The sequence below is a fragment of the Prauserella muralis genome, from assembly GCF_003202285.1.
GTDB classification, from domain to species: domain Bacteria; phylum Actinomycetota; class Actinomycetes; order Mycobacteriales; family Pseudonocardiaceae; genus Prauserella_B; species Prauserella_B muralis.
Map to the genome: position 1 here is coordinate 34,681 of NZ_MASW01000005.1, position 16,647 is coordinate 51,327.

At 72.8% G+C, this 16,647-nt stretch carries 16 protein-coding genes; 14 read left to right on the forward strand and 2 right to left on the reverse strand.

Annotated elements, in window-relative coordinates:
• Positions 1-35: 35 nt before the first annotated feature.
• From BAY60_RS20835 to BAY60_RS20875, 9 genes are all read left to right on the forward strand, one after another.
• Positions 36-680, forward strand: a complete 645-nt coding sequence (locus BAY60_RS20835) for a TetR/AcrR family transcriptional regulator (RefSeq protein ID WP_112282746.1) — start codon at positions 36-38, stop codon at positions 678-680.
• A gap of 171 nt (positions 681-851) precedes the next feature.
• Positions 852-2,042 (forward strand): CaiB/BaiF CoA transferase family protein, encoded by a 1,191-nt coding sequence (locus tag BAY60_RS20840; RefSeq protein ID WP_112282747.1) that lies wholly within the window; start codon positions 852-854, stop codon positions 2,040-2,042.
• Complete coding sequence (locus BAY60_RS20845) at positions 2,035-2,853, forward strand: citryl-CoA lyase (RefSeq protein WP_112282748.1); 819 nt, start codon at positions 2,035-2,037, stop codon at positions 2,851-2,853. Before BAY60_RS20840 ends, BAY60_RS20845 begins: the two co-directional genes overlap by 8 nt.
• Entirely contained in the window at positions 2,846-3,709 is an 864-nt protein-coding gene (locus BAY60_RS20850) for a DODA-type extradiol aromatic ring-opening family dioxygenase (RefSeq protein WP_112282749.1), read from the forward strand. The genes BAY60_RS20845 and BAY60_RS20850 overlap by 8 nt, the downstream gene beginning before the upstream one ends.
• Positions 3,706-4,068 carry a hypothetical protein gene (locus tag BAY60_RS20855; protein WP_112282750.1) on the forward strand — a complete coding sequence of 121 codons (363 nt, stop codon included), beginning with the start codon at positions 3,706-3,708 and terminating at the stop codon, positions 4,066-4,068. Before BAY60_RS20850 ends, BAY60_RS20855 begins: the two co-directional genes overlap by 4 nt.
• A 152-nt stretch (positions 4,069-4,220) precedes the next feature.
• The gene (locus tag BAY60_RS20860; RefSeq protein ID WP_112282751.1) at positions 4,221-5,552 is read left to right on the forward strand and encodes an MFS transporter; all 1,332 of its coding nucleotides are present in this window, start codon (positions 4,221-4,223) and stop codon (positions 5,550-5,552) included.
• A gap of 79 nt (positions 5,553-5,631) precedes the next feature.
• A complete protein-coding gene (locus BAY60_RS20865) occupies positions 5,632-6,375 on the forward strand; it encodes a Clp protease N-terminal domain-containing protein (RefSeq protein WP_112282752.1) in 744 nt (247 codons plus the stop codon).
• A gap of 63 nt (positions 6,376-6,438) precedes the next feature.
• Positions 6,439-8,151, forward strand: coding sequence for an alkaline phosphatase family protein (locus BAY60_RS20870; RefSeq protein WP_245992724.1), 1,713 nt, complete (start codon positions 6,439-6,441; stop codon positions 8,149-8,151).
• A gap of 128 nt (positions 8,152-8,279) precedes the next feature.
• Positions 8,280-8,780: a DoxX family protein gene (locus BAY60_RS20875; RefSeq protein WP_112282753.1), complete on the forward strand. Its 501-nt coding sequence runs from the start codon at positions 8,280-8,282 to the stop codon at positions 8,778-8,780.
• A 10-nt stretch (positions 8,781-8,790) separates the two neighbouring features.
• Here BAY60_RS20875 and BAY60_RS20880 read toward each other — a convergent pair whose 3' ends face one another.
• Positions 8,791-9,594 carry an IclR family transcriptional regulator domain-containing protein gene (locus BAY60_RS20880; protein ID WP_112282754.1) on the reverse strand — a complete coding sequence of 268 codons (804 nt, stop codon included), beginning with the start codon at positions 9,592-9,594 and terminating at the stop codon, positions 8,791-8,793.
• Positions 9,595-9,764: 170 nt separating this feature from the next.
• Here BAY60_RS20880 and BAY60_RS20885 point away from each other — a divergent pair, with 170 nt between their 5' ends.
• Positions 9,765-11,216, forward strand: coding sequence for an amidohydrolase family protein (locus BAY60_RS20885; protein ID WP_112282755.1), 1,452 nt, complete (start codon positions 9,765-9,767; stop codon positions 11,214-11,216).
• Between the two features lie 14 nt (positions 11,217-11,230).
• On the opposite strand, the gene BAY60_RS20890 is transcribed toward BAY60_RS20885, so the two are convergent.
• The gene (locus tag BAY60_RS20890; RefSeq protein ID WP_112282756.1) at positions 11,231-11,881 is read right to left on the reverse strand and encodes a TetR/AcrR family transcriptional regulator; all 651 of its coding nucleotides are present in this window, start codon (positions 11,879-11,881) and stop codon (positions 11,231-11,233) included.
• A 66-nt stretch (positions 11,882-11,947) separates the two neighbouring features.
• Here BAY60_RS20890 and BAY60_RS20895 point away from each other — a divergent pair, with 66 nt between their 5' ends.
• From BAY60_RS20895 to BAY60_RS20910, 4 genes are all read left to right on the forward strand, one after another.
• Positions 11,948-13,168: a lipase family protein gene (locus tag BAY60_RS20895; protein ID WP_112283496.1), complete on the forward strand. Its 1,221-nt coding sequence runs from the start codon at positions 11,948-11,950 to the stop codon at positions 13,166-13,168.
• 199 nt (positions 13,169-13,367) lie between these two features.
• The gene (locus tag BAY60_RS20900) at positions 13,368-13,754 is read left to right on the forward strand and encodes a VOC family protein (RefSeq protein WP_112282757.1); all 387 of its coding nucleotides are present in this window, start codon (positions 13,368-13,370) and stop codon (positions 13,752-13,754) included.
• 244 nt (positions 13,755-13,998) lie between these two features.
• Positions 13,999-15,468, forward strand: a complete 1,470-nt coding sequence (locus BAY60_RS20905; RefSeq protein WP_112282758.1) for an aldehyde dehydrogenase family protein — start codon at positions 13,999-14,001, stop codon at positions 15,466-15,468.
• Positions 15,469-15,527: 59 nt separating this feature from the next.
• Complete coding sequence (locus BAY60_RS20910; RefSeq protein WP_112282759.1) at positions 15,528-16,631, forward strand: zinc-dependent alcohol dehydrogenase; 1,104 nt, start codon at positions 15,528-15,530, stop codon at positions 16,629-16,631.
• The last annotated feature ends 16 nt before the right edge of the window (positions 16,632-16,647 follow it).

Genomic DNA, 16,647 nt, shown 5'->3' on the forward strand with positions numbered 1-16,647 from the left:
ATTGTCCGGTGTGCGGTGTGGCAGGATGTGCGCCGATGACTGAGCGGGCGCGCCCGGCGCAACCAGGACGTACCGGGGCCGCGGTGGTGGACCGGCGGCTGCAGCGCGGCGCGCGGTCCCGGCGGACCATCGTGCGGCACGCCGTGCACGTCGCCTCGGAAGAGGGCCTCGCCGGGCTGAGCCTCGGCAGGCTCGCCACCGACCTCAGGCTCAGCAAGAGCGGGGTGCAGTCGCTGTTCGGCACCAAGGAGCGGCTTCAGGTCGCGGCCGTCGAGTTCGCCCACGACGCGTTCGCCGATGCCGTCGTCCGCCCGGCGCTCACCGCGCCGCGGGGTGCCGCGCGCCTGCGCACGCTGATCGAACGCTGGATCGCCTACGCCGAGGCGCCCCTGTTCACCGGAGGCTGTTTCTGGGCGGCCAACCTCGCCGACTTCGACAGCAGGCCGGGCCCGGTCCGCGACGCGCTGTTCCGGCACCAGCAGGACTGGCGCGACCTGCTCGCCACCGAGTTGCGGCAGGCCGCCGAGCTCGGCGAGATCGGCGAACTCGACACCGATCTCGCCGCGTTCCAGATCGACGCCGTGCTCGTGGCCGCCAACACCGCACTCCGGCTCGGCGAGGCCGACGCCGCGGGCAAGGTCCGCCGCGTCGTGGAGAGCTTCCTGACACCCGCCCGCTGAGCCGCGCGTCGACCCACCACGCACGGACCTTCGTCCGCGCAACGGCCGGCGTCCGGCCTGTCCTGCGTGCTGTCCGAACCGGGAGCGCTTGACGAACCGTGGTGGCACCGCCGACAATCGCGACTGTGCCGGACGATTGTCCGTCACGCGGACGACGGAAGGTGACGGCGGATGCCGGACAGGACAGCGCCCGCGGGCTCCGGCGACCGGGGACCGCTCGCCGGGCTGCTGGTGGCCGACTTCTCGCGCATCCTCGCCGGGCCCTACGCCACGATGCTGCTGGCCGACCTCGGGGCGGACGTCGTGAAGGTCGAGGGCCCCCAGGGAGACGACACCCGCAGCTGGACACCGCCCGCACGCGACGGGGTGTCGACCTACTACCTCGGGATCAACCGGGGCAAGCGCTCGATCGCCCTGGACCTGCGCGACGAGCACGACGGTGCGCTCGGCAGGGAACTGGCCCGCCGCGCCGACGTGGTGATCGAGAACTTCCGGCCGGGTGGCCTGGCGAAGTACGGGCTTGGCTTCGAGCAGGTGCGCGAGCGCAACCCTGGCGTCGTCTACGCCTCGATCACCGGGTTCGGCTCCGGCCCTGGCCGCGACGTGCCGGGCTACGACCTGATGGTGCAGGCGATCTCCGGGCTGATGAGCCTCACCGGTGACCCGGACGGCCCGCCGTACCGGGCGGGGATCTCGGTGTTCGACGTGATGGCGGGCAACCACGCCGCCATCGGCATCCTCGCCGCCCTGCGCCACCGGGACGCCACGGGCGAGGGGCAGCACGTCGAGGTCAACCTGCTGTCGTCGGCGCTGACCGGGCTGGTCAACCACAGCTCCGCCTACGTCGCCGGGGGAGAGGTGCCCTACCGGATGGGCAACGCGCACCCCAGCGTGTTCCCCTACGAGCCACTGCCCACCGCCGACAACGACCTGATCGTCGCGGCCGCCAACGACGGGCAGTTCCGCAAGCTGTGCACGGTGCTCGGCGTGCCGGAGCTGGCCGACGATCCCCGGTTCGCGCGCAACGCCGACCGCACCGCCAACCGGGCGCAGCTGCGGCCGCTGCTGGTGGAGCGGCTGGTCACCCGCGCCGCGAGCGAGTGGTTCGACCTGCTGGTCGAGGCCGGGGTGCCGTGCGGGCCGATCAACACCATCGACGGCGGGTTCGCGATGGCCGAGCGGTTCGGGCTCGACCCGATCGTCCGCGTCGGCGACGGCGAGCGGGCCGTGCCCACCACCCGGCACCCCATCACCTTCTCGGCCAGCTCCGTCACCTACCGGTTGCCACCACCCGAGCTGGACGAGCACGGAAAGCAGCTGCGCGCCTGGCTGGCCGCCGACGGGGAGGACGGGCATGACTGACGGGACCGACGGCTATCCCACGGCGCTCGGCGCCGCGGACCGCACGCGGATCACCCTGCTCGGCCAGGACCTCGCCGAGGACATCATGGGCTCGGTGGGCTTCGGGGAGCTGGCGTTCTGGCTGGCCGCCCAGCGCAGGCCGACGCCGGGGGAGACGCGCGTGTTCGAGGCGGTGCTGGCGGCACTGGCCGACCACGGCTTCACGCCCACGGCCATCGTCACCCGCCTGACGTATCTGTCGGCACCCGACTCGATCCAGGGCGCGCTGGCGGCCGGGCTGCTCGGCGGCGGCTCCCGGTTCCTCGGCGTCACCGAGGACACCGGAGCGTTCCTGCACGCCGTGCTGGCCGCACGGGACGACCCGCCCGCCGACGAGGCCGGGTGGGACGCGCTGGCGCTCGAGACCGTGCGTGCCCGCCGCGAGGCCGGGCAGTTCGTGCCCGGCCTGGGGCATCACCTGCACAAGGACGGCGACCCGCGCACGCCCCGCCTGATGCGCATCGCCACCGAGGAGGGCCTGTTCGGCCCGCACCTGTCGCTGTTCGCCGCGATCGGCCGGGTGCACCCGCGAGTGCTCGGCAGGACCCTGCCGCTCAACGGCGCCGGCGTGTGCGGCGCCGCGCTCGCCGACCTCGGGCTCCCGCTGGCGCTGCTGCGGGGCTTCGCGCTGCTCGCCCGCACCGCAGGGCTCATCGGCCAGCTCGCCGAGGAGATGCGCAGCCCCGTCGCGCGCGACATCTTCCTCGCCGTCGACTCGCACAACCGGCCCGTCCCGCCCCAGCCTGACACCAACGGAGGTTCTCATGGCTGAACTGGTCGCGGTGATCGCATCCACCCACCACCCGTTCTACTACCGTGCCAGCCAGTCAACGGGCCAGGACCGGCCCGACTTCGCCGACGAATGGGTCCGCAAGATCACCGCGTTCCGCGAGACGCTCACGCGCGCCAGGCCCGACGTGCTGGTGATGGTCGGCTCCGACCACTTCCACCAGCTGTGGCTGGACAACATGCCGCAGTTCCTGGTCGGCAAGGCCCCGTTCTACGACGCCAACTTCCACAACGAGGAACGCGAGTTCGGCCTGCCCAGGATGCTGCTGTCCGGGCAGGAGGACCTGTCGGCGTACCTGCTGCGCGAAGGGCTGGACGCCGGGTTCGATCTCGCCTTCTCCAACGAGCTGCGCATCGACCACTCGATCACCTGCCCGATCATCACCCTGCGCCCGCAGAACGACCTGCCGATCGTTCCCATCTACACCAACATCTTCGCGCCGCCACTTCCGCAGCCGAAACGGTTCGTCCAACTCGGACAGACCATCAGGGAGCTCGTCGAGTCGTGGCCCGAGGACAAGCGGGTCGCCGTGATCGGCACCGGGCACCTCTCGCTGGAACTGGGCGGTCCCCGCCAGTTCGGTGATCACGGACCCGACCCGGAGTTCGACCGCAAGGCGGTGGACTGGATCGCGCACGGCGACCTGGAGAAGTGCCTCGGCGAGGTGACGCTGGAAAGCCTGCACCTGCCGGGCAACGCCACCCACGGATTCATGGACTTCATGCTCATGATGGGTGTCGCCGGTGAGGGCCGGGCCGCCGACTACGTCGACACGCTCGACCTGTTCCACACCATGGAGGCCTACTTCACCTGGTATCCCGAGGGAGGCTCCCGGTGAGCAAGTACCTGATGAACAAGTTCCTCTACACCATCGACCGCGACCCCGCGCTCGTCGCCCGGTACAAAGAGGACCCCCGTGGCACGGTCGCCTGGTGGGAGACCGAGCAGGCGGGCCGGATCCTCAACTGTGCCGAGGCCGAGGCCACCACGTGGCTGCGGTTCTCCGACGAGGAGCGCACCGCGCTCGCCGAACACGACTACCCGACGCTGTTCGATCTGGGCGCGCACCCGTTTCTGACCCTGACGCTGTTCATCGCCATGTTCGAACACGACTACGCCGAGCCGCTGGCGTTCCAGCGCGAGTACGCCCGCCGGCTCGCGGGCAGGACACTGCCCTATCCCGACATCGCCACCTGAGGCCACCTGAGGCCACCTGACGCCGCGCCGAGAGTGGAGGCGTGGCCGGTCGTGGCTGCTCTCATCCAATGAGAACCCGCGTTGACCCTCTCGGGACGCCCTGGTTTGTTCACCCAGCCAGTTCGTCCGGTTTCACACGAGAGTGGGTCCCCATGACGCACCTGCCCTTGGACCACGCGGGTCCCCGGAACACCCGCGAAGCGCGGAAGGTGGCCGTCGCCAGCTTCGTCGGCACGGCCATCGAGTGGTACGACTTCTTCCTCTACGGCGCGGCGGCCGCGCTCGTCTTCGGCCCGCAGTTCTTCCCGTCCGGCGACCCGGTGCTCAGCCAGCTCGGTTCGTTCGCCACGTTCGCCGTGGGGTTTCTGACCCGGCCGCTGGGCGGGATGATCGCCGGGCATTTCGGCGACCGGATCGGGCGCAAGCGCATCCTCATCCTCTCGCTGCTGCTGATGGGCTCGGCGACCGTGGTGGTCGGGTTGCTGCCCACCTACGCGCAGATCGGCGTCGCGGCGCCGGTGATCCTCGTCGTGCTGCGGTTGCTGCAGGGCCTTGCGGTCGGCGCGGAGTGGGGCGGGGCGGCGCTCATGGCCGTCGAGCACGCCCCGCCGAAGCGGCGCACGCTGTACGGCTCGTCGACGCAGCTCGGTGTCCCGGCGGGCGCGATCCTCGCCAACCTGATGATGCTCGTGCTGTCGGCCACGACCGGCCCCGCGTTCACCGCATGGGGCTGGCGCATCGGTTTCGTCGCGAGCATCGTGCTCGTCGTGTTCGGGCTGGTGGTCCGGCGGACACTGACCGAGAGCCCGCTGTTCGCGCAGGCCGCCGCGCGCCGGGCCACCGCGAGGGTGCCGCTGGTGCAGGTGCTGCGCCGCTACCCGGCCGGGGTGCTGGTCGCGATCTTCGCCACCGCCGCCTCGCCCGCCATCGGCTACACCGTGCTCACGTTCATCCTGTCCTACGGCACCGAGCACGTCGGGTACTCACGCGACGCGCTGCTGGTGGTGATCATCGTCATCAGCGCCCTGCAGTTCGTGTCCACGCTCGTGCTGGCCGACGCCGCCGACCGCTGGGGCCGCCGCCGCACGATGGTCGTCGGCTCGCTGGTGCAGGTCGTGGCGGCGCTGGCGTTCTTCCCGCTGTTCGACACGGGTGTCGTGCTGCTCGCCGTGGTGGCGTGCGGGTTCGCCATGGTGGCCAACACGGCGCAGTACGCGCCGCTGCCCGCGGTGATGAGTGACCTGTTCCCGACGAACCTGCGCTACAGCGGGTCGTCGCTGGGCTACCAGTTCGGCAGCATCGTGGGCGGCTCGCTGGCGCCGATCGTGGCGACGGCGCTCTATGCCGGGACGCGGAACTCGCTGCTGATCGGTGGGTACCTGGCCGGGATGACCGTGCTGGCCCTGGTGGCGATCCTGCTGGCCCACACCGCCGCGCTCACCCACCGGGTCACCGACGCGGAGCGCCGGCTCGTGGCGAAGTGACCACGTTGGCTGTACCCCCGTGTGTGGTTATATATGGGGGTACAGTCGACGTGGTGCTGGGGGAAGGGGAACGGTCGCGATGCCGAAGATCAACGTGTACCTGCCGGACGAGCTGGCCGAGGGGGTGCGGGCCACCGGCGTGCCGGTGTCGGCGATCTGCCAGCGAGCACTGGAGCAGTCGGTGCGCCGGGTGAGCGCCATCCGCGCGACCGTCCTCGGCGACGTCGAGTCGGACGATCCGACGGCGCGGCTTTCGCAGTTCACCGACCGCACCCGCGCGGTCATCCGGCTCGCCGTCGAGCGGGCCCGGGCCGACGGTGCCCCCGAGGTCGGCACCGAGCACGTCCTGCACGGCATCCTCGCCGAAGGCGCCAACCTGGCCCTGCGCGTGCTGGCGGCCCTCGAGGTCGAGCCGGACCACGTGGAGCGCGCACTCGCCGCCGCGCCCGTGCCGGAGACGCCGCCGGGGGAGCGGCCTCGCGCGGCGCGCTTCAGCGGCCCCGCCGCCAACGTCCTGGAGCTCACCGTCACCGAGGCGCTCGCACTCGGCCACAACTACGTCGGCTGCGAGCACCTGCTGCTCGGCCTGGTGGGCGAGCCCGACGGCACGGCGGGCCAGGTGCTGCGCGCCCTCGGCGTGGACGCCAAGGGAACCCGGCGCGCCGTCGTCGCCGCACTGAGCGGCTACACGCACCTGCGGGCGCAGAGCGCAGGTCAGCCGGAGGTGGCCACGATGCTGGCCACGGCGGTCCGCGACCAGCTGCGTCCCGTGCTCGACCGCCTCGACCGGCTGGAGCGGCACGCCGGGATCGCCGGGGAGTGAACGTCCACCGCGGACGTCGCCGCCGCGGATGAACCGGCTCCGCCGCCGGCCCGTGTAGCGAGCATGACGACCGAGGTCCGCGACGACCAGAGCGCCCGCGATGCCCGGGACGCCGGGGGCGCCGAGGACGGCGCCCCCGGCGGCCGCCCGCGCCGGGCGCGGGCCCGGGTCGCGACGGCGCTGGCGGGTGTTGTCGTGTTCGTCGCGCTGGTCGCGCCGAACGGCACCGGCAACCTCGGCCCGGCCGCGTTCGCGCGGATCCCGGTCGAGGCGCTGGTCGGCGTCGCGGTCCTCGTCGTCCTGCCCGCCCGCCCCCGGCGGGTGACCGCCGCGCTGGCCGGCGTAGCGCTCGGTGGGCTCGCGGTGCTGCGGCTCGTCGACTGGGGCTTCCACGCCGTGCTCGCCAGGCCCTTCGATCCGGTCTTCGACTGGGGCATGTTCGGCCGGGCCGGCGAGTTCCTGACCGCCTCGCTCGGCGGTGGCGGCGCCCTCGGCATCACCGCCGCCGCGGGCCTGCTCGCCGTGGCGGTGCTCGTGTGTGTCCCGCTGTCCGTGCTGCGCCTGACGCGCGTGGCGGTGACCCGCCGGAGCACGACGCTGCGGCTCACCGGTGCGGCGGGGGTGGTGTGGCTGGTGTGCGCGGTGCTGAGCGTGGAGCTCACACCCGGCGTGCCGGTCGCCTCCGGCAGCGCCGCCGACCTGGCCTACGACCACGCCCGGCAGTTCGGCGCGAGCCTGCGTGACGGCGAGAGGTTCGCGCAGGAGGCCGCCGTCGACGACTTCCGCGCCACGCCGGGCGCGCAGTTGCTCACCGGCCTGCGTGGCAAGGACGTCGTCGTGGCCTTCGTCGAGAGCTACGGGCGCGACGCCGTGGAGGACCCGCAGTTCGCACCGGACATCGGCGCGGTGCTCGCCGCGGGCGGCGCCCGGCTGCGCGCGGCCGGGTTCGGCTCGCGCAGCGCGTATCTGACCTCGCCGACCCTGGGCGGCGGCAGCTGGCTCGCCCACGCCACGCTGCTGTCGGGACTGTGGGTGGACAACGAACAGCGCTACCGCACACTGCTCAACAGCGACCGGTTCACCCTCAACCGCGCCTTCCGCCGCGCGGGATGGCGCACGGTCGGCGTGATGCCCGGGCTCACGCGGGCGTGGCCCGAAGGCCGGTTCTACGGCTACGACCGCGTCTACGGCGCCGACGACCTCGGCTACCGGGGGCCGCGGTTCAGCTGGGCCACGATGCCCGACCAGTTCACGCTCGCCGCGTTCGAACGGCTCGAACGCGCCCGGGCCGACCGTGCCCCCGTGATGGCCGAGATTCCCCTGCTGTCGAGCCACGCGCCCTGGTCGCCGCTGCCCCGGCTGGTCGGCTGGGAGGAGCTGGGCGACGGCTCGGTGTTCGCGAGCATGGCCGGGCCCGGCGCGCATCCGGACGCCATCTCGTCGCGGGAGACCTCCCGGGTGCGCGACGACTACCGGAAGGCCCTCGAGTACTCCCTGACCACCCTGGTGTCCTATGTGGAGGCCCATGGCGACGACGACCTCGTGCTGGTGGTGCTCGGTGACCACCAGCCCTCGCCGCTGGTCACCGGTGAGCCCGGCAGCAGGGACGTGCCGGTCAGCGTGATCGCCAGGGACCCGCGGGTGTTCGAACGACTCGGCGGCTGGGGCTGGCACGACGGGCTCGAGCCGGGCCCGGACGCCCCGGTCTGGCGGATGGACGCCTTCCGCGACCGGTTCCTCACGGCGTTCGGCCCGCGGGGCGCGGGCGGGTCTTGACCGGCCTGCCGCGGCTGCCCACACTGGACCGACCGCTTGCCGGACGACTGTCCGCGCAGGAGCGAGGGACCTTTACTCTCGTTTTCCGGGAGTAAAGGTCCCTTGCTCACCGTGATCGGAGGGCGCTCATGGACCTCGGACTGCTGGTGCTGCGGCTGTTGCTGGCCGCGCTGCTGTTCGGGCACGGCACGCAGAAGCTGCTCGGCTGGTTCGGCGGGGCGGGCATCGCGGGCACCGCCGCCGTGTTCGAGCGGTGGGGCTTCGTCCCCGGCTCGCGCCTGGTCGTGCTGGCCGCGCTGACCGAACTGGCCGGCGCGGCCTCGATCGCCACCGGCCTGCTCACCCCGGGCGGCTGCGCGCTGGTGATCGGGACGATGGCCGTCGCGGCGGCCGCCACCGCGGGCAACGGGTTCTGGGCGCAGCAGGGGGGCTGCGAGGTGCCGTTCTGCTACGGCGCGCTGGCTGTCGTCCTCGCCGTCACCGGGCCGGGCTCCTGGTCGCTCGACGCGGCCCTCGGCCTTTCGGGGCTGGCGGGTCCGGTGTGGGGCGCCGCGGCACTCGCCGTGGGACTGCTCGCCGCGGGCGTTCCGCTGGCCGCGCGGGCGCGGGTGCTGCGGGCGCGGGCCTGACCGGGAGCTCTCAGTGGGTGGCGACGGTCTCGATGGGGCGCGCGCGCCAGGCGTCCCAGTCGGCCCCGATCGCGCTCGCGGCGTGCAGCAGCAGCGGCAGGTGCCGGCCGGTGAGTCGGTCCATGTCCGTCTCGGCCGCGTGGGCGTTGACGTTGACGGCCGCCACCACCCGGCCGTCGCCGTCGCGGATCGGGGCGGCCACCGAACGGATGCCGAGCGCCAGCTCCTGGTCGGTCGCGGCCCAGCCCTTGGCGCGGACGTCGCGGAGCACGGCGTCGATCTCGTCGCGCTCCGGCTGCCAGCGGGGCGTCAGTCCCGACCGGCTGGGTTCGGCCAGCACCCGGTCCAGTTCGCCGGGCGGCAGCGCCGCGAGCAGGACTTTGCCGAGCGAGGTCTGCAGCGCGGGGAAGCGGGTGCCGATCGTCACCGTCAGCGTCACCAGCTTCGGTACCGCGACGCGGGCGACGTAGACGATGTCGGAGCCGTCGAGCTGGGCGATCGAGCACGACTCGCCGGTCTCGCGCACCAGGTCCCGCAGATGCGGCCGGGCCAGGTCCCAGAAGTCGGCGGAGCCGATGTAGGCCATCCCCAGCTCCAGCACCCGCGGGGTGAGGGAGAACGCGCCGTCGGCGCTGCGCACGTAGCCCAGCTGCTCCAGGGTGATGAGGATACGGCGGGCCGTGGGCCTGGCCAGCCCCGTCGCCGTGGCGACCTCGCTGAGTGTCATGGTCGCGTGGCCGGGCCGGAAGCAGCGCAGCACATCGAGACCCCTGGCCAGTGCCTCGATGAACTCGGGATTGCCGTCTCGACGCATGGCCGCAGCGTAGCCCGCCGGACGGCCGTCCGATAATCGGCGCTCCACAGAAGGGGCGGGTTGACAACGGATCGGGCGGGGTCGAAAGTATGCGGCGAGGCGATGACCGTACAGCGGACTTGTGTTCGCTATCGTCCGCCGGGCGATGCGGCCGAGTGAGGAGTTCATCGATGAACGAGCGAGCCGAGTTCAGGCCAGGGCAGCCGGTGGTGTTGCGGGGCGGCACCGTCCTGCCGATGGACGGCACCCACCAGGTGCTCGGCAACACCGACGTGCTCGTCGTGGACGACCGGATCGCCGCCGTGGGACGTGACCTGGCGGTTCCCGACGGCGCCGCGGTGATCGACGCGACCGACGGCATCGTCCTGCCGGGCATGATCGACACTCATCGGCACATGTGGCAGACCGCGATGCGCGGCTACGGCGCCGACTGGACGCTCACGCAGTACTTCGTCTGGTACTACCTCGACCACGGCAGGCTGTTCCGGCCGGAGGACATCCATGCGGGCAACGTCCTCGCCGCCGTCGAGGCGCTCGACGCCGGGGTCACGACGGTGGTCGACTGGTCGCACGGTCTGCAGACCGTCGACCATGCCGACGCCGCCGTCGACGCCCTGCGGTCCGTGCCCGGCCGTCACGTCCTCGCCTACGGCAACATCCAGGCCGCGCCCGCCGAGTGGACCGCGGCGCCGGAGTTCCGCGACTTCGTGCGGCGCCGCATCACCGGCGACGACATGCTCGGCTTCCAGCTCGCCTTCGACGTCACCGGCGACCCGGAGTTCCCGGAGAAGCCCGCCTTCGAGGTGGCGCGCGACCTCGGTGTCGCGGTCACCACGCACGCCGGCGTGTGGGGCGCCACGAGCGACGACGGCATCCGGCTGATGCACGAGCACGGCTTCATGACCCCCGAGACGATCTACGTGCACGCCGCCTCCCTCTCTGCCGACTCCTACCACCGCATCGCCGCGACGGGCGGGTCCATCTCGGTCTCCACCGAGAGCGAGCAGAGCGCAGGGCAGGGCTACCCGCCCACCTGGGCCATCCGGGCCCACGGAATCCCGGTGTCGTTGTCGATGGACACGAGCGTGTGGTGGAGCGGCGACCTGTTCTCGGCCATGCGGGCCACGCTGGGCGCCGACCGGTCCCGGGAACACCTGGAGGCGCACAACTGCGGCGACACCGTGACGCACTGCGCGCTGCGCGCGGAGCAGGTCGTGGACTGGGCGACGCGGGGCGGCGCTCGCGCCCTCGGCAGGGACGGTGACCTGGGCAGCGTGGAGCCCGGCAGGAAGGCCGACGTGGTGCTGCTCAAGAACGAGCACTCGCCGGTGTCGTTCCCGGTGCTCAACCCGTTCGGGCACGTGGCGTTCCAGGCCCAGCGGGCGGACGTGCACACCGTGCTGGTCGACGGCAAGGTCGTCAAGCACGACCACCGGCTGCTCGGCGTCGACCTGGCCGCCGTGCGCCGCGAGGTCGAGCAGACGATCGACCACCTGCGCTCGTCGATGGGGGAGCAGGCGTGGCGGGACGGGATGAACCCGCAGATCCCGGAGACCAAGGTGCTCGACAACCCGTACACCTACACCGACTACCGCAGCTCCGCCACCCACACGGCGAGCTAGGGGCCGGGGCACGCTCAGCGCAGCCGGGCGAGCACGTCGGGGCGGTGACTGTAGAGCCGCGCGATGCCGCCGACGGTGAACTCGGTGAGCAGGTCGATCACCGCTTCGCGGTCGGGCGCGGCACCGGGCCAGGACAGGTTCACCAGCGCCTCGGTCATCGCGAAGTACATCGCCACCAGCGCGGTGTCGGCGCGGCCGGACTCGATGCCGTGTGTGGCCCACCGCTCGCGGCTGGCGGCCGTGTAGACCTCCGCGAGCCGGGAGCGCAGCCGCGTCAGCGCCGGGATGCCGGCCCGCTCGGCCTCCTGCAGCACCGGCAGCGCCTCCGGGTGGGCGGCGACGAAGTCGAACATGCTGGCGTAGTTCTTCCGGGCCCACGAGCGCAGGCCCAGGTCGGCGTCGCCGCTGCCGCGGGCCGCGATGGTGCGGAAGGCCAGCTCCTCGAGCTCGGCGACCGTCTGAGCGAACAGCGCGGTCTTGTCGCCGAACTGCTCGTAGACGGCCTGCCGCGTGAGTCCGGCGCCCCGGGCGATCTGCTCGATCGTCGCGCCCTGCAGGCCCTGGTCGGCGAAGGCCCGCCGCGCGGCACGCAGCACGAGCGCCCGCTGCTCCTCCACGGGCACCCGCCGCGGCCGCCCGGGACCACGCTGCCGAGGGGTTGACATCTGTACGACCTCACCTCGATCCTTTTTCCGACAACGATGTCGGAAATTGGCTCACCGGGGAGCATGATGCGTCCGCACCACCGGCGGCTCACCGCCCTGCTCGTGTCCATCATCGGTCTGCTCTCGCTGACCGTCGGAGCCGCACCGGCCGGCGCGACCGACTTCTATCTCCCGCCCTCGCCCCTGCCTGCGGGCGACAACGGCGACATCATCCGGCACGAACCAACGCGGTTCTTCCTCGACCCGGCCAAGCTCGTTGCGGCTCCCGCGAGCGCGCGGCGCATCATGTACCGCAGCACCGACACGCACGGCGAGCCCGTGGCCGTCACCGGCACCGTGCTCACCCCCACGGTGCCCTGGACCGGCGCGGGCGAGCGTCCCATCATCGGCTACGCGGCGGGCACCCAGGGCGTCGGTGACCGGTGCGCGCCGTCGAAGGCGATGGCCATGGGCACGGAGTACGAGGGGCCGTTCCTCTCCGGCCTGCTGGCGCGCGGCTACGGCGTCGTGGTGACCGACTACGAGGGTCTCGGCACGCCGGGCGTGCACACCTACGTCAACCGCAAGGCCGAGGCGCATGCCGTGCTCGACGCGATCCGCGCCGCGCAGCGCCTGCCCGAGGCCGCTCTGCCCGATGCGGGCCCGGTCGCCATCGCGGGCTACTCGCAGGGCGGTGGCGCCTCGGCGGCCGCGGCGGAGCTGCAGCCCGCCTACGCGCCGGAGCTGAAGCTCAAGGGCGCCTACGCGGGCGCTCCGCCCGCGGACCTTGCGGCCGTCGCCGGTCGTCTCGACGGGCACTCCGCGGTGGGCTTCCTGCTCTTCGCCGTGGCGAGCATGAACGACGCCTATCCCGAGCTGGACATCGCCGCCGTGCTCAACGACAGGGGCAGGGGCCTGCAGGAGCAGGTGGAGAACGAGTGCACGGCCGACGCGCTCGTCAACCACGCCTTCACGCGCACGAGGGACCTCACCCGGGACGGCAGGCCGATCACCGCCTACCTCGGCGAGGAGCCCTACGCCTCCGTGGTGGAGCAGCAGCGGATCGGCACCCTGGCTCCCCAGGCGCCCGTGCTCGTCACCCACAGCGCGACCGACGACATCGTCCCCTACGCCCAGGGCCGCGCCATGGCCCGCGCGTGGTGTGCCGACGGTGCCACGGTGCGGTTCCGGACCCTGGCGACGCCGAGCCACGTCGGCGGCTACGCCGCCTCCGTCCCGATCGCGTTCGCGTGGCTGGAGGGCCGCATCCAGGGGCTGCCCGCTCCGAGCAACTGCGGCACGTTCTGAGCGGCTCGCTCCGAGGCCGCGGCGGCCGTTCTCGATGACGCCACGCCCCGGCGACCCCGTGGGCGCGGTGGCGCGGCGCGGATCTCGCGCACCTGCTCGACGCCGGTCCGGCCCCGCTCACGCGGCCGCGGTCGCCGTGATCCGGCACCGCTTACTGTGGGGCCTTGCCCGACCCCGCTTCCGGCTGGGAGATCCTGACATGGCCAGTAAGTTCACCGAGCTTGCGATCGACTGCGCCGATCCTCACGCTCTGGCGCGATTCTGGTGCGCGGTCCTGGACTACGAGGTGCAGGGCGACGACGACGGTGTTGTCACGATCGGCTCCCCCGCGGTCCCGGAAGGCGGCAAGCGCCCCGGCCCGGTGCCACCGACGTTGACGTTCGCGCGGGTGCCCGAGGGCAAGACCGCCAAGAACAGGCTCCACATCGACGTCAACCCGACCGACAGGGACCCCGACGACGAGGTGCGTCGCCTCCTCGACCTCGGTGCCCAGCGCGTCGACGTCGGCCAGGGCACCGCGAGCTGGGTCGTACTCGCCGACCCCGAGGGCAACGAGTTCTGTGTCCTCGCGGACCGCCGCCCCTGACCGGCACCCCGCACGGGAACGCAGAGCTCGCGGCGCGGAACGCAGGACTCGCGGCCCGGAACGCAGGACTCGCGGCCCGGCCCGCGACAGATGTCGCGGTCGCCGGTGCCGTTGCGCACCGTTTCTTTCTGTGCTGCGGAAGCACGGTCGCCGCGACGTCTCCTCCCTGGGCATCGTGGAGCTGCCACGGCGCCCGCCGCCGGCCGCCCGACGACGCGCCGGCCCGACAGCGAGGAGATGACCCATGACGCTCGCCCCTCCCGGACCGCCACCGGTGTTGCCCGCGGACAACGCCCACCTCATCGGAGGCGACTGGGTGCCGGCCGCGAGCGGCGAGGTGATCGAGGTGCTCAACCCCGCGACCGGCCAGGTGCTGGCGCGCGTGCCCCGCGGCACCGCCGCTGACGTGGACGCGGCGGTGTCGGCCGCCACCGCCGCCTTCCCGGCATGGCGCGACACCAGCCCGTCGGCGCGGGCGGCGTTGCTGACCCGGTGGGCCGCGCTCATCGACGAGCGGGAGTCCGAACTGGACCAGCTGGAGTCGCAGGAGGTCGGGCGTCCGCACTGGGGGCCCACACCCATGGCCGGCATGCTGCGGTTCATCGCGGGACAGGCCGACAAGGTCAGCGGGCTCAGCCTGCCCGCCCACAGCCCGGACGTGCTGGGGCTGACCCTGCGCGAGCCCTACGGCGTCGTCGGCAGCGTGATCCCCTGGAACGCGCCGGGTCCCATGTTCGCCAACGACGTCGGCGCCGCCATCGCGGCGGGCAACACCATCGTGATCAAGCCCGCCGAGGACGCTCCGCTGACCCCGCTCGCGCTGGCCCGGCTGGCGCTGGAGGCCGGGATCCCGCCCGGTGTGGTCAACGTCGTCACCGGCTACGGCCCCGAGGCGGGTGCGGCCATCCCGGCGCATCCCGGCGTGGCCAGGATGAGCTTCACGGGCTCGCCCGCCACCGGCTCGGCCGTGATGGAAGCCTGCGCCAAGCGGATCATCCCGCTGCACCTCGAACTCGGCGGCAAGTCGCCGCAGGTGGTGCTCGCCGACGCCGACCTCGCCGCGGCCATTCCCGCCATCGTCCGCGGCATCACCCTCAACACCGGGCAGATCTGTGCCGCGGGCTCGCGCGTGGTCGTCGACCGCTCCGTGCACGCCGAGGTGGTGCGGGGTCTCGCCGAAGGACTGGCCTCGGTCACGGTCGGTCCGTGGTACGAGAACGTGCAGATGGGCCCGCTCATCAACGCCACGCAGCGCGAGCGGGTGCTCGGCTACCTCGACGCGGGCCGTCAGGAGGGCGCCGAACTCGTCGTCGGTGGCGGCGTGCCGTCGGGGGAGCGGTTCGACGACGGCTTCTTCGTCGAGGCCACGCTGTTCGACCGGGTCGAGCCCGGCATGCGCATCGCGCAGGAGGAGATCTTCGGCCCGGTGCTGTCGGTGATCCCCGTCGACGGCCCGGAGGAGGCGCTGGCCGTCGCCAACGGCACCGACTACGGCCTGGTCGCCTCGGTGTGGACCTCCGACGTCGGCAAGGCCGTGACCATGTCCCGCGGGTTGCAGGCCGGGCAGGTCGCGGTGAACGCCGCGCTCGGGGCCGGGCTGATCGGCGGCCCCTTCGGCGGCTACAAGCGCAGCGGCTTCGGCCGCACGATGGGCGCCGACGCCGTACTCAACTACACCCAGGTCAAGACGGTGTCGCTGCGAGGCACCGCATGAACGCCGCCACACGGAGTAGTCGCGGCACCAGCAGCACGAGCGGAAAGGACTGAGGCGCGGTGGCGGAGACAGTGCGGGCGGCGGTGCAGGCCGGGCCACGCCGGATCGAGATCCGGGAGTTCCCCCGGCCGAAGATCGGGCCGGACGACGGGCTGCTGCGGGTGGAGGCCAACGGCATCTGCGGCAGCGACGTCGAGATGTACAAGGGGCACATGCGGGCCGGAGGGCCGCCGTTCGTGCCAGGGCACGAACCACTCGGCGTCATCGAGGAGATCGGCGACCGCGCCGCCGAACGCTGGGGCGTCAAACCGGGCGACCGGGTGGCGCTGGAGGTGATCGTGCCGTGCCGCTCCTGCCACGCGTGCCTCACCGGCCGCTACCAGTCGTGTCCGAATCGGACGGTGGGCCACGGCGTGACCCCGGTCGACGTCGAGCCGGGCATCTGGGGCGGGCTCGCCGAGTACCTGTACCTGTCGCCGGGCGCGGTCCTGCACCCGGTCGACCGCACCCTGCCCGCCGAGCTGGCGGCCATGTTCAACCCGCTCGGCGCGGGCGTGCGCTGGGCCTGCCACCTCGGCGGCGTCCGGCTCGGTGACACCGTGGTCGTGCTCGGCGCCGGTCAGCGCGGGCTCGCCTGCGTGATCGCCGCCCGCTGCGCGGGTGCGGGCACCGTCATCGTCACCGGGCTGGAGGCCGACCGGCACAAGCTGGCGCTGGCCCGCGAGTTCGGGGCCGACCACACGATCGTCGTCGACGGCGACGACGCCGAGGACACCGTCGAGCGGGTCGGTGACATCACCGGCGGCGCCATGGCCGACGTGGTATTGGAACTGACGCCCATGGCCACGGCACCGGTCACCGACGCGCTGCTCGCCGCACGGCACGGCGGCCGCGTCGTGCTCGCCGGGCTCAAGGGCGGCAAGCAGGTCCCGCTCCAGACCGATCTCATGATCAACAGGGCGCTCACCGTCGTCGGCGCGTTCGGCGTGGACGCGACCGCCTACGCCCAGGCCATCTCCATCATCGAGTCGCGGCGCTTCCCGCTGGAGAAACTGCACACCCACACCTTCGGCCTCGACGACACCGCGCACGCGATGGAGGTGCTCGCCGGCGAGGTGCCGGGCGAACAGGCCGTGCACGTGTCCGTCCACCCGAACTCCTGACCGTTCCTGACCGCCG